This is a genomic window from Aeromicrobium sp. (assembly GCF_047606445.1).
GTDB lineage: Bacteria > Actinomycetota > Actinomycetes > Propionibacteriales > Nocardioidaceae > Aeromicrobium.
The window spans coordinates 1-12825 of sequence record NZ_JASGEK010000059.1; the positions used below are offsets into that span (position 1 = coordinate 1).

A 12825-nucleotide genomic window follows, 5' to 3' on the forward strand; every position below is an offset into this window, starting at 1 on the left:
GCCGTCCACGACGTAGGCCATCGGCGGGGTCGTGCCGACGTAGCCCGCCGCCGGCGTGAAGGTGACGACGCCGGTGCTCGAATCGACGGTCCACAGGCCCTCGTCGGTGGTGACCGACTGCTTCGCCTGCCCGTCGGCCGGGTCGACCAGCAGCACCGTCGACGGGTCGAGTGCCGTGCCCGTGCCCGTGTCGTTGGCCAGCACGTCCACCACCGCACTCGTCTCGCCCGGCTGCAACGTCGCCGTGTCAGCGGTCGCCTCGCCGAGCGCCTTGACCGTCACCTCGGCGGTGTATGTGACCGTGCCGGCCCCGTCGGACGCCTCCGCCGTGTAGGAGACCGCCGGCGGCGTGCCCGTGTAACCCGTCTCCCGCGTGAACGTCACCTCGCCCGTGGACGTGTCCACGCTCCACGCGCCCACGCCCGCGACCACCACCTCGTCAGTCAGGTCACCGGTGTCCGGGTCGACCAGCCGCACGCTCGCCGGGTCGGCGGTGCGCCCGCCGAAGACGTCGTTGGCCAACGGATCGACCGTCACGTCGGTCTCGCCCGGGAACAGCAGCGCGGTGTCGTCGGTGGCCGCGCCCCACACGTCCACCACGACCTCGGCGGTGTAGAACAACCCGTCGCTGCCGGTCACCACATACGCCAGCGGCGTCGTCTCCCCCACGAACCCCCCGGCCGGGGCGAACGTCACCACGCCCGTCGTCCCGTCCACGGTCCAGGTGCCCTCGTCGGTCGTCACCGACCCCTTCGGCTGCCCGTCGGCCGGATCGACCAGCTCCACGCTCGTGGCGTCCAACGTCACACCCGACGGCAGCCCCGAGGCGTCGTTGGCGAGCACGTCCACGTCGACCGACGTCTCGCCCGCGCCCAACGTCGCCGAGTCGTCGGCCACCGCCACCGGATCGACCACGCTCAACTGCGTCCCCGAAGGCACGCTCGGCACGATGTTCGCCACCGTCGAGGACAGGTTGTCGTTCGTGTTCGCGTACGTGCCCGCAGCCTCCGCCACCACCGACACCGTGATCACGCAGTCCGTGCCCAGGGCCACGTCGAGATCCTGGAACGTCAACGTGCCCGCCCCCACGGCCACATCGCTCGACGCGCTCGAACCGCAGTCGGTGAACGTCACGTCGTCGCTCGCGGCCACCAGACCCGACTGCAACGCGTCCGTGAAGTCCATCCCCACCAGGTCGACACGACCCGAACCCGTCGGGTTGGCCACCGTGAACGTCAGATCCACCGCCTCACCCGGAACCACCCGAGACGACGAGAACACCTTCGTCAAATCCGCACCCGGATACGAGAACGTCGCCCACACGGAATCCTTGGTGGACGCGGTGAGGTTGTGCGCTTCCAGGGTGAAGTTCTGCACCCCCGTCTGACCGGCGTCCGTCGGACTCACCAGGAACGACCCGCACCGGCCGCTGCCGTTCGTGGTTCCGTCCGTCGCTGTGCAGCCGCTGTTGCTGCTCGTCGTCGTGGTGAGGTTGGTGGTGGTCGAGTCCGACGTCATCACCGAGTTGCCGCTCAACTGGCTGATCTGCACGCCGCCGCCGAACACGAACTGCGACTCGTCCTGGTTCAGCACATGGAAGATCAGGCCCTGGACCGGCTTGCTGAACGCCACGTCGAGCACGCGACTAGCCGCCGCATTGCACTCGAAGCGGGGGATGTAGCCGTACTGATTCGGCGGAGTCGGCGTGTACGCGGCGGCCGCGTTCGTCTGGGTGGAGAGATTGATGCTCTGCGTCACGTTGTAGCACCAGCCGGTCTCGGCCGTCGTGGTCATCGTGCCCGTCACCCCGCTGGGGAAGGTGAGCTGGACCGTCTTCGTGGCATTGGTCGTCGCCGAGTGGCTCAACCAGACGTGGTCCGGATCGACGGCGGCTGCGGCGGGAGCCGCCGCGCCCAACACCGCCACCGCCCCGGCGGCCAGCACGAGGCTCAGGCTCAGCGCGCAACGACCAAAGGAACGAGAGACAGGCGGCATGCCTCGAAGCATGACAGCAATCCACTTCCCCGCAAAATTTCAGGGACTCTCACCCGAATGCTCGCCCACCGGCCGGACGGCCTCAACGGCGCAAAGCCCGCAGGCTGCCGACGCGGAGGACTTCGGTGAAACCGTCGGCGAGGGCGCGCTCGTAGATGTGGAAGGGGGCCTGGCCGCCGTCGGCCGGGTCGGGGAAGACGTCGTGGATGACCAGCACGCCGCCCTCGCGCACGTGCGGCGCCCATCCGGCGTAGTCGTTCTGCGCTGCCTCCTCGGTGTGTCCGCCGTCGACGAAGACCGCGTCGAGCGGCGTCGACCAGAAGGCCGAGACGGTGGTGGACCGGCCGACGACCGGCACGACCACGTCCTCCAACCCCGCCTGGAACAACGCGCGGCGGGCGAAGGGCAGCGTGTCCATCGCGCCCGCGACGGGGTCGACCAGCTCGGGGTCGTGGTACTCCCAGCCGACCTGCTGCTCCTCCGATCCCCGGTGGTGGTCGATGGTCACGAGCGTCGCGCCCGCCTGCTTGGCCACATGGCCGAGATGGATCGCGGACTTGCCGCAGTAGGTGCCGATCTCCACCGCCACCCCGCCGTCGGTCAGATGCGCGGCCACGACGGCGCGCAAAGCGTCGGCCTCGTCGGCGGGCAGGAACCCCTTGACCTCGTCGGCCAGGGCGGCCAGGTCGTCGGGAAGCGGTGCGGGCGGGAAAGTCATGCGGTCTCCATCGGTCGGAACAACCCGCTCCCACCCGTCACGCCGTGCAGGGCGTCGTGGGCGAGCAGGACGGTGGCGGCGGTCCAGGTGGTGCGTTCGATCGGCCAGCGCTCGCGGGTCTCGAACTCGAAGCCGGTCCAATACGAGCCGTCGTCGTCGCGCAGGTGCTGCATGTCGGCGAAGATCCGCAGCGCGTCGTCGCGGCGGCCGTAGGCGTCGAGGGCGAGCACGAACTCGCAGGTCTCCGCGCCGGTCACCCACGGGTTCGGGGTCACGCAGCGCACGCCGAGTCCGGGCACCACGAAGGTGTCCCACTCCTCGGCCAGACGTCGTTCGGCCTCGTCGGCGGGCAACTGGCCGCCGAGCAGCGGGTAGTACCAGTCCATCGAGTGCGGCTTGGCCTCGAAAATCTCGGGACGCCGCAGCGCCTCTGCGGCCCCGTCGGCGGCGGCCGACCACTCCGGCCGGTCCGCGCCCACGACGCCGGCGAGCCGGGCCGCGCAGCGCAGCGAGAAGGCGACGCTCGCGGTGCCGGTGACCAGCGCGATCGGCTCGTCGGGCCGCCAGGCGAACGCCCCGTCGGGACGCTGCGTGGCCCGCGCCGCCTCGACCGCCGCCTCGACCATGAGCCAGTTCTCGCCGGCGAAGTCCGCATCGCCGGTCACCAGCCAGTGATGCCACAGGCCGACGGCGATGTAGGCGGTGAAGTTCGCGTCGGGGCGGTCGTCGGCGACGACCCCCTGCTCGTACTTCGCCGCCCACGACCCGTCCGGACGCTGCGCCGAACGCGACCACGCGTACGCCCGCTCGGCCTCGTCGCGACGGCCCGCGACGAGCAGACCCATCGCGGCCTGCACATGGTCCCAGGGGTCGAGGTGACCCCCGGCGAACCAGGGCAGCGCGCCGGACTCCTCGGCCTGCGCCGCGATCCAGCCGGCGGTCTGAGCGATCTGCTCAGGCGTCACCACGGCCCCGTCGCCAAGGTTTCGTGAAGTACAGCGCGACGCTCTTGCCGATCAGCGGGTCGAGCGCCTTCTCCGCCAGCTGCGTGACGGCGGGCTTGCTCATCATGTCCCACACGAGCAGCCGGTGGTACGCCTTGACGGCAGGGTGCTGGTCCTTCTCGACGCCGACCGCGCACTTGATCCACCAGTACGGCGAGTGCAGGGCGTGCGCGTGGTGCTTGTGCAGGAAGGTCAGACCCGCCGTCTCCAGCTTGCCCTGCAGCTCGTCGGCGGTGTAGATGCGGATGTGGCCGCCCTCGTTGGCGTGGTACTCGTCCGACAGCGCCCAGCAGACCCGCTCGGGCAGGTAGCGCGGCACGGTCACCGCGAGCATGCCGCCGGGGGCGAGGATGCGGACCAGCTCGCTGATCGCCTGGACGTCCTCGGGCACGTGCTCCAAGATCTCCGAGGCGAGCACGACGTCGAAGCTGCCGTCCTCGTAGGGCATGTCGAGGATCGTGCCGACCTCGACGCGGCCGTCGCCGCCGGGCGGCACCTCGCCTTCGAGCTTCATCGCGGCGAACATGTCGGCGACGCCCTTCAACTCCACCTCGTCGAGGTCGAAGGCGGTGACGTCGGCGCCACGGCGCAGCGCCTCGAAGGAGTGGCGGCCGCCACCGGCGCCCACGTCGATGAAACGGGTGCCGCGGCCGACGCGGAGTCGGTCGAAATCAACGGTCAGCACGGGAGTTCTTTCTCTCGATGGCGGATCGGTAGGACTCGACGGTGGCACGCGCCACGGAGATCCAGCTGTAGCGCTCCTCGGCGCGGTCACGACCGACCCGGCCGAGGCGCGCGCGCTCGGCCGGGTCGGACAGCAGCTCGCTGAGCGCGGCGGTCAGCTCGCCCACGTCGCCGGGCTCGACCAGGCGGGCGGCGTCGCCGACGACCTCCGGCAGCGCTCCGGCGCGGCTTGCGACGACGGGGGTGCCGCAGGAGAGCGCCTCGACGGTCGGCAGGCTGAACCCCTCGTAGAGCGACGGGACGGCCATGACCTCGGCGGAAGCGAGCAGCTCGCCCAACTCCTCGTCGCTGATGCCCCGGTACAGCGTGATCGCGTCGCTCAGGCCCAGTTCCTCGATACGCCGGGCGGTGGCGCTCTTCGGGTCGATGGTCGAGACGAGATGCAGCTCGACGTGCGGGTGCTCGACGCGCAGCTTCGCGATCGACTCCAGCAGGTGCGCGACGCCCTTGAGCGGGGAGTCGGCGCTGGCGACGGCGGCGATCCGGCCGGGCACGCGCTCGCCGCGCGGGCGGAAGACGTCGGTGTCGACACCGAGCGGGATGACGGTCATCTGTGTCGGATCGATGCCGAAGTCGGCGACCGTGTCGGCGGCCGAGGCGCCGGAGACGGTCAGCAGCGTCGGGATGCGCCGGGCCACCCGCGCCTGCATGCGCACGAAGCCGTACCAGCGGCGCACGCTCCACTGCTTGCGCCAGGAGGCGGCGGCGATGTCGAGTCGGCGGTCCTTGCTGATGGGGTGGTGCACGGTCGCCACGAGCGGCAGTCGGCGTTGCAGCCAGAGCAGGCCGTAGCCGAGGCACTGGTTGTCGTGGACGACGTCGAAGCCGTCGAGGCGGCGGTCGCGGGCGACGCGCAGGCTGAACGTCAGCGGCTCGGGGAAGCCGGCGGTGATCATCGTGAGGTATTCCAGCACGTCGATCGGCCCACGGAACTCACGGAGCTTCGGCGTGCGGAAGGGGTCGTCGTCGCGGTACAGGTCGAGGCTGGGCACCTTCTCCAGCGTGACCCGAGGGTCCAAGTTCTCCGGATACGGCTGACCGGAGAACACGGTCACCTCATGGCCCAGTTCGGCCAGGCCGCGGCTCAGGTGTCGGACGTAGACCCCTTGGCCGCCGCTGTGCTCTTTGCTGCGATACGACAGCAGTGCGATGCGCATTCCACCTCCGACGTCGCCACCAATGGTGTCACGGTGAGCCTGAGGCGTCCGGACGGGGGACCGCGCCCCCCTCCCACAGCGCGGAGATGGGCGCGCCGTAGAGACGGTCGGCATAGCGGTAGCCCTCCTGACCCGTGTTGAGAACGACGCCCGCGATGAAGCGGTCGCCGAGCCGGTCCCGGAGGCGCGCGAGCCCTTTGAACTGCTTCGCGTTGAACGACATCGCCGACTTCACCTCGACGCCGATCACCGAGCCGTCGTCGAGTTCGATGACCACGTCGACCTCGTCACCATCTCTGTCCCGATAGTGGAAGATGTCGAAGCGCAGCGCCGACCAGGTGCGCTGACGCAGCAGCTCAGCGACGACGAACGACTCCAACATCGAGCCGAACGCCTCCCCGTACTCCAGCCGGGTCAACTGATCGGGCGTCATTCGCGCGAGCCACAGCGCCAACCCAGAGTCCACCACCATCGCCTTCGGTCGCCCCACCTCGCGCTTGGCGAGATTCGGCGTCCACGGCGGAAGGCTGTCGATCAGCCAGACGTCGTGCAGAAGGTCGAGGTAACTGGTGATGGTCCGCGCCGGGACGCCGGTCTCCTCGGCGAGTTTGGCTTTGACCAGTTCCGCCGACTGTCGTCCGGCGAGCGTGCGCAGCACCGCCATCAACCGGGGCGGACGGACCTCCCGTCGCAACTCGACCAGGTCGCGGCCGATCACGCCTTGGAGATAAGAGTCGATCCACATGTCACGCAGGCGGCCCGAGAGTCGGCGAGCCTCGGGGTAGGCGCCGGCGGCGAGCAGACCCGGGTAGTCGGCGCGGGTCGTCGTGGTGACGAAGCCTGTCAACGACGCGGCGTCCTCGACCAGAGCGCTGGCGAAATCGTCGCGACGACCGGTGATCTCCCCTTGGCTCAGGCCGTACAAACGCAGCCGCGCGAGACGTCCCGCGAGACTGTCGGCCGTTCCGCGAACCCGCAGCAGGCTCGACGAGCCGGTCAGAATGAAGCGCCCGGGTCGGCGGTCGCTGTCGATGGAGGCTTTGACGGCGAGGGTCAGCTCGGGGAATCGCTGGATCTCATCGATGACCAGCTGTCGATCTCCTGCCTCGGCGAGGAAACCCGCGGGGTCAGCTTCAGCGGCGGCTCGCACCTGATCGTGGTCGAGGTTACGAACCACCGCGTCCGGCTCAGCGATCTGAGCGGCCAGCGTGCTCTTGCCCACTTGGCGCGCGCCCTCGATCACCACCGCCGGGAAATGGTCGAGCAACTCCTGCGCCACCCCGGTGACATGCCGTCCGATCAACTCGCCCATAGCGCGATCCTAGGTGAATCTGCCGATTCGCGGAACCGAATCTGCCGATTCGCGGAACCGAATCTGCCGATTCGCGGTACTCAGTACCCCGTGAAATGGTCGGTGCGGACGCGCAGGCCGTGGCGGCGCAGGCCGGAGGCGAGCACCGTGACCATGTCGGGCGGACCGGAGACGAACGCCTTGCGCGCGGCGTGGTCGGGCACCTGCTCGCACACCAGGTCGGCGGTCAGCTGGTCGGCGGCGACGTGCGTCCAGCCGTCGGGCAGATCGTCGGGCTCGCCGGGGCTGACGAGCACCACCGGCACGCCGAGCTCGACCAGCTCGTCGCGATAGGCCACCTCGAACGACGACGCCACCCCGTAGACCAGCACCGCGTCGCGGTCCGGCTGGGCGCGCAACTGGCTGACGAACGGCGTCACGCCGATGCCGCCGGCCACCAACAGCAGCGGCGCGTCGCCGCGCGGCCAGACGAAGTCGCCCTGCACACCCGTCGCGTAGGCCTCGTCGCCCGGCTCCAAGTCGAGCAGCGCCCGCTTGAAGCTGGAGCAGTCCTCCGGGACGCGCGCCGCGACGGCGACCGTCTCGTCGCCCGGCGCCGAGACGACCGTGAACACCCGACGCACGCCGCGCATGTCGGCGATGTGCGACACCTGCAGCTCCAGGTACTGCCCCGGCAGCATGCGCAGCGGACGGCGCGGCGCGAACCGGAACTCGTGGACGTCGCCGGCCACCCGCCGCGACTCCGCCAGCCGCAGCGTGATCCCGCCGCGCTGACCGAGGAAGAAGGCGATGAGGTTGACCGCCAACAGCGCCAGCTCATAGGTGCCCTCGAACGGGCCGAGGGCCAACGGCTCGTCGAGGAAGCGCTGAGAGAACAGCGGCCAGGAGAACACGACCGCCGCGAGCACGCCCAGCGCCCACTGCTGAGCCCGGCGCGGCGCCATCGTCAGCGGCTCGCTCAGCATGAAACCGGCGAAGAACACGATGGGCGTCGAGTAGACGACGTACTCCGCCGTCGCCCAGACGTCGGGGTCGAACGCGGTGTACCCCCAGGCGGTCAGCAGCGCGGCGGGCACGACGAACGACAGCGCCAGCGAGCGCCGTCCGGTGCGCAGCAGCACCAGCGCCGCGCCGACCAGCACGAAGGGGAACAGCACCTCGGTCGCCACCCACCAGGTCGTGCGCGGCGGCGGGCTCGCGGCGCGTTCGCCGAGGATCTCGCCGATCAGGACCGTCGCGGCGACGCCTGCCGCCGCCGGGTTGAACAGGTGTCGGCCGCGCCAGGCGAGGACGTATTTGGAGGCCTGGGCGATCCCGGCGATCAGCGCGAACCAGGCCAGCGTCGGGGTCTCGCTGGACGGCCAGTAGAGGAACCACAGCAGCAGCCCGGTGATGAACGCCGACTCGACGTGCGGACGACGGCCGACCATGGCGCCGAAGACGTGGTCGACCACGACCGACGACAGCAACAGCACGACCAGCGTCAGGAACATCGCGCGCAGGGTGAAGATCTCCGGGCTGATCCGCGAGGTCGCGGCGAGCACGAGGGCGACGACGACCAGCAGCGTCAGCACGATCGTCACGAGTCGGTACATCGTGACGCGGCCGAGCAGGCTGCGGATCATGAGAACACCTCTGCGGGGAGATCGGGGGTCGTGTGCAGGCCGGTCCGGTCGATCCAGGCCGCCTCCATGCCCCACCCTGCCAGTTTTTCCGGCCGGACGTGAAACAGAGCCGTCGCGCAGCCGTCGGCGAGAGCCGCCGATCCGGCCGTCGCCCAGGTGGCGACGACGGAGCGGACCGGCTGTCCGGTGCGCGCGTCGAGCACGTGGTGCAGTCCGTCGCCCCAGGCGCGACGATTGACCGACGAGCCGCACAACGCCTGTCCCGGGGCGAGGTCGACGACGCCGACGGCGAGGCGCGGGTCGCCGGGATGCTCCAGCGCCACCCGGATCGGCGCGGGGCCGTGGTGGGCGATGTCGCCTCCGGCGTCGACCGTCGGGGCGTGGCCCCGTTCGCGCAGCAGCGCGGCGACCCGGTCCACGAGGTGGCCTTTGCCCGCGGCACCGACGTCGAGCACCGCGCCGGGCGGCAGGCGCAGGGTCGAGCCGTCGCGCTGGACCGCCCGCCAGTCCGGCGCGCCCTGCGGCTCACCGGTCGGCGTCAGCGAGTAGGACGGGTCGTAGCCGAGGCGTTCGAGGTCGGCGCCGACCAGCGGGTTGACCGCGCCGTCGGTGACCGCGTGGAGCCGGTCGTAGAGGTCGAGCAGTTCGGTCGCGCCGTCGCCGAGGTCCACCGGCTCGCCGGAGGACAGCCGGGCGACCAGGCCGTCGTCGCAGAACCGCGACCAACGGTGGTCGTCGGCGGCGATCAGCGCGGCGACGGCGGCCTGGTCGTCGGCGGAGAGGGGGCGGGCGGTGTCGATCGACCAGCGGGTGCCGATGGCCTCGAACCGCCATGTCTCAGGCAGCGGCCTCGCCCTTGATCGTCTCGATGGCGGCGTTGAAGCCGCCGCTGGTCAACGAGGAGCCGGACACCTTGTCGACGTTCAGCTCGTCGATGGACTTGCCGACGACGAGGTCGGCGATCCCGCTGACGAACTTGCCCTGGAACTGCGCGGACTCGCCGCCGTCGGCGTGCGGGGTGACGGTGAGGTCGGTGATGACGCCGTCGGCGTCGAGGGTCAGCTGCACCGCGACGCTCTGCTGGCCGCCCGGCGTCATATACGAACCCTCGGCGCTGTAGTCGCCGGCGAGGTAGCTTCCCTCGGCCGAGGAAGACGAGGAGGAGGTGGACTCCGTGGTCGTGTCGTCGTCCTTCGAGGAGTCAGCGTCGGCGCCTCCGCAGGCGGCGGTCAGCAAGGCCGTGGCGGCGGCGGCGGTCGTCCAGACGGTCTTGAGGTTCACGGGGTCTCCTGGGAGCTGATCGGACGTTCGATTATGCCAACGGCGCAGGTGGTCGCCGCATTCCGACTCTCCGCGACCTCACAGGCAGGCCACAGATGACGGCGGCGGTCATGGTCGAGCGCTCAAGCGCTCCACACGGTGACCCAAGGGCGATCCGCCGGCGCCAGCGAGGCCTTGAGCGCGGCGTCGAACGTCACCAACGTCGTCTCGTTTGCGGCGGCGAGATTGACGAGGTGCAGATCGGTGACCTGACGACGGCCCATCAGCACCCGTGTGTCGATATGAGACTCCGCCAGCGAGACCGCATCGGTCAAGAAGCTCCATCCTGGAACCTGGCGCATCGCGTCGAGCTGGCCGAGCGCCTCGCCGCCGCTCACTTTCCGGCCGACCACCTGTTCGGTCATCAGCAACCGGATCAGACCCGCCTCGGTGACCGGACAGGTGCTCCAGGCCTCCACCTCGGAGAAGCGCTCGTGCGCGACGTGATGGTGGATGTGCTGATCCCAGCTCAAGGCGAGCAGGACGTTGACGTCAAGAAGCATCGGTCTACGCCGGTTCGTCGTCGCGATACGCGGCCACCAGCTCATCAGTCACCGTGTGCCCGACAGCACCCGATAGGACCGGAAAGCCCGAAGCCGCGGGCCGCGGCGCACGAGGACGACGAATTCCGGAGAGCGCGAGCTCCGAGACAGCTCGGCCGATGGAGATCCCCTCAGCTTTCGCCTTCGCCCGTGCGGCGCTCAACACCGCTGGGTCAAGGTCGAGCGTAGTGCGCATGTGAGCACCATAGCATCACGACATCACCCATCATGAGAATTCCGCCGCGAGCCCATCCGGCCCCGACCCGACGGCGACGGCGACGACTCCCTTCGGCTCCCCGTGGGTCAGTCGTCCGGGTCGCCTGTTCGGCGGTGTCGTACGACGTCGGCGAGCACCAGCACGATGAATCCGCTGAACAATTTGTCGACCAACGACATCAGGAGGTTCGACGAGTACACCGCGACCACGAAGCTATGGGTGAAGGCGCCGATGCGGGCGGTGATGTCGTCGGCTCCGTGGCCGACTTCGCCGCCGAGCGCGATGATGATGGGAGCCGCGGCGATCGTGCAGCACACCGCGACGGCCGCGTTGAGGGCGAAGAAGCGCGGGAGCGTCCGTCCCATGGCGAAGCGGCGCACTCCGTAACCCCATACGAGAGCGCCGACGACGTTCACCACCGCGAAGGGCAGGGAGACCGGACCAACCGCGATGGTCCACGCGCCGTTGGTGGCCAGTCCGACGAGCGCGCCCCACCACGGCCCGAGCAGGACGGCGGCGATGGCGGTGCCCACCATGTCGAGGTACAGTGGCAATCTCAGCGACTCGACCAGCAGCGATCCCGTGACGTTGACCAGCAAGCACGCCGCCACCACAGCCAGGACCACCCGCCACCGCAGGAGTCGCGACGGGACGGCCAGGAGGTCGTGACGGCCGGACGAGGGGGTGGGCCCCACCGTCTCCTCCGCTCCCGCGTCCGCGCTGTCCGCGGTGTCGGCGTGACCTGAACGGGCCCGTCGGCACCGCTGTTCCCAGGCGGCGACCGCCTGTTCGTCCTGTCCGAGGGCCCGCACGATCTCGCCGACCAGCTGGTCGTCCAGGCGTCGCCGTCCGTCTTTGAACACGTCGTAGACCGTGGTGCGCGCTGGCCGGGACGCCGCCGCTGGAACTCCCCGCGCCTCTCGGTCGCGACCGATCCGCACGACGATCTCCGAGTACGACAGGCTGCCCGCTTCCTCGCGCAGCGCCCGCAGGTCGGCGGCGATGGCGTCGAAAGCGGTGGACGGGGAGGGAGGCATGTCATTCATAGGTGATCGGCGCCTCCCCCAGCGGAACCGCCGAAAACGCTACCCCCCCGCGCACAAAAAATCATCGGGTCCGAATGACGCTTCAGGCCCGCGTCACCGCCGAGCGGTCAGGCATGCGTGGAGGCCGTCACCGAGGCAAAGGGGGCGCTATCAACCAACCCTCAGACAATCATGAACAGAATTTTCAAAATAGCCATCAGGGCAATTCCCCTGAGGCGGAGCGGGAGGCGGTCCAACAAAAGGAGGAGGGGGAGCAGGCTCGCTGGAACCTCCGCCCGCGCCACCAGGCGATCCTCCAGCGTTGCCCCCGTTCCCAGGGTTTCCGCTGTTGTTATGATAACCCTGACCACCGCTGTTACTCGAGCTTTGCTGTCGCGCCGCTTCCTCGGCGATACGAGTCTGCTCGTCATTCCACGCCTGATGCGTCGCGTCGAGCATCGGACGCACGCTGTCGAACTCGGCGTTCATCGCAGTGATCTCGGCCAGCAGCCGCCGGGCGTCACTCTCGTACTGCGGGATCTCACTGACGACCAACTTCTTCGACCGCGTGAGAACCTCCGCCAACGCCGTGCGAGGAGCCTCGTCCACGACCTTGCCCTCGGTGGAGTCCAGCAACGTCTGAACACCGGTGTTCCGCTCGCCCAGCTCGGTCAACGCCGCTTCCAGGCTCGTGCGCGTCTCATCGCTGGTCGAGACAGCCTCGTCAACCACCCCCGTCACCTCGACGCGTGCGTCACCCCGGCTCTGTGTGGCGTAAGCGAACACGCCGACGGCGATCAGCACGAGAACGACCGCCACAATGACAGCGTTCCGCCGCCCCCACTTCACCGACAGACCAGACACAAGAACCCCTCCCACAGGCGACAGATCTCACGGCGCCCCGCCGCCGATCACCATCACCCAACAACGCTGGCACTCCCGGCGTCATGGCTTCCCGCCAAGTCCGAACAACCCCGAACAACGCGCCGAGGCCCGACGTCTCCGACCCTTCTCAACTCGGGAAGGGGCCGCCGAGGGTCGCTAAGGAAGCACTGATTTATTCGGGTGGGTTTGGGGCGGCGTGGGCCTGGCGTGTCGGTGTTTTTGTTGGAATGATGGGGTTTATGCGTTCTGGTCAGTCTTCTCTTTCCGATGTTGAGTACTCC

At 69.5% G+C, this 12825-nt stretch carries 12 protein-coding genes; all 12 read right to left on the reverse strand.

Annotated elements, in window-relative coordinates:
• A partial coding sequence (locus tag QM621_RS11040) for a hypothetical protein (protein WP_414990434.1) occupies positions 1 to 1995 on the reverse strand: 1995 nt, incomplete at its 3' end.
• Between the two features lie 82 nt (positions 1996 to 2077).
• Positions 2078 to 2713 (reverse strand): class I SAM-dependent methyltransferase, encoded by a 636-nt coding sequence (locus QM621_RS11045; RefSeq protein WP_414990435.1) that lies wholly within the window; start codon positions 2711 to 2713, stop codon positions 2078 to 2080.
• The gene (locus tag QM621_RS11050; RefSeq protein ID WP_414990436.1) at positions 2710 to 3678 is read right to left on the reverse strand and encodes a prenyltransferase; all 969 of its coding nucleotides are present in this window, start codon (positions 3676 to 3678) and stop codon (positions 2710 to 2712) included. Before QM621_RS11050 ends, QM621_RS11045 begins: the two co-directional genes overlap by 4 nt.
• Entirely contained in the window at positions 3668 to 4402 is a 735-nt protein-coding gene (locus QM621_RS11055; RefSeq protein WP_414990437.1) for a class I SAM-dependent methyltransferase, read from the reverse strand. The genes QM621_RS11050 and QM621_RS11055 overlap by 11 nt, the downstream gene beginning before the upstream one ends.
• Positions 4389 to 5618 carry a glycosyltransferase family 4 protein gene (locus QM621_RS11060; RefSeq protein ID WP_414990438.1) on the reverse strand — a complete coding sequence of 410 codons (1230 nt, stop codon included), beginning with the start codon at positions 5616 to 5618 and terminating at the stop codon, positions 4389 to 4391. Before QM621_RS11060 ends, QM621_RS11055 begins: the two co-directional genes overlap by 14 nt.
• 28 nt (positions 5619 to 5646) lie before the next feature.
• Positions 5647 to 6930, reverse strand: a complete 1284-nt coding sequence (locus QM621_RS11065; protein WP_414990439.1) for an ATP-binding protein — start codon at positions 6928 to 6930, stop codon at positions 5647 to 5649.
• 80 nt (positions 6931 to 7010) lie between these two features.
• Positions 7011 to 8555: a hypothetical protein gene (locus QM621_RS11070; protein WP_414990440.1), complete on the reverse strand. Its 1545-nt coding sequence runs from the start codon at positions 8553 to 8555 to the stop codon at positions 7011 to 7013.
• Positions 8552 to 9400, reverse strand: coding sequence for an FAD:protein FMN transferase (locus QM621_RS11075; protein WP_414990445.1), 849 nt, complete (start codon positions 9398 to 9400; stop codon positions 8552 to 8554). The genes QM621_RS11070 and QM621_RS11075 overlap by 4 nt, the downstream gene beginning before the upstream one ends.
• Positions 9393 to 9836: an FMN-binding protein gene (locus tag QM621_RS11080; RefSeq protein WP_414990441.1), complete on the reverse strand. Its 444-nt coding sequence runs from the start codon at positions 9834 to 9836 to the stop codon at positions 9393 to 9395. The genes QM621_RS11075 and QM621_RS11080 overlap by 8 nt, the downstream gene beginning before the upstream one ends.
• A gap of 122 nt (positions 9837 to 9958) precedes the next feature.
• A complete protein-coding gene (locus tag QM621_RS11085) occupies positions 9959 to 10378 on the reverse strand; it encodes a TA system VapC family ribonuclease toxin (protein ID WP_414990442.1) in 420 nt (139 codons plus the stop codon).
• Between the two features lie 342 nt (positions 10379 to 10720).
• The gene (locus tag QM621_RS11090) at positions 10721 to 11671 is read right to left on the reverse strand and encodes a hypothetical protein (RefSeq protein WP_414990443.1); all 951 of its coding nucleotides are present in this window, start codon (positions 11669 to 11671) and stop codon (positions 10721 to 10723) included.
• Positions 11672 to 11830: 159 nt separating this feature from the next.
• Positions 11831 to 12478 carry a hypothetical protein gene (locus QM621_RS11095; protein WP_414990444.1) on the reverse strand — a complete coding sequence of 216 codons (648 nt, stop codon included), beginning with the start codon at positions 12476 to 12478 and terminating at the stop codon, positions 11831 to 11833.
• Between the last annotated feature and the right edge of the window lie 347 nt (positions 12479 to 12825).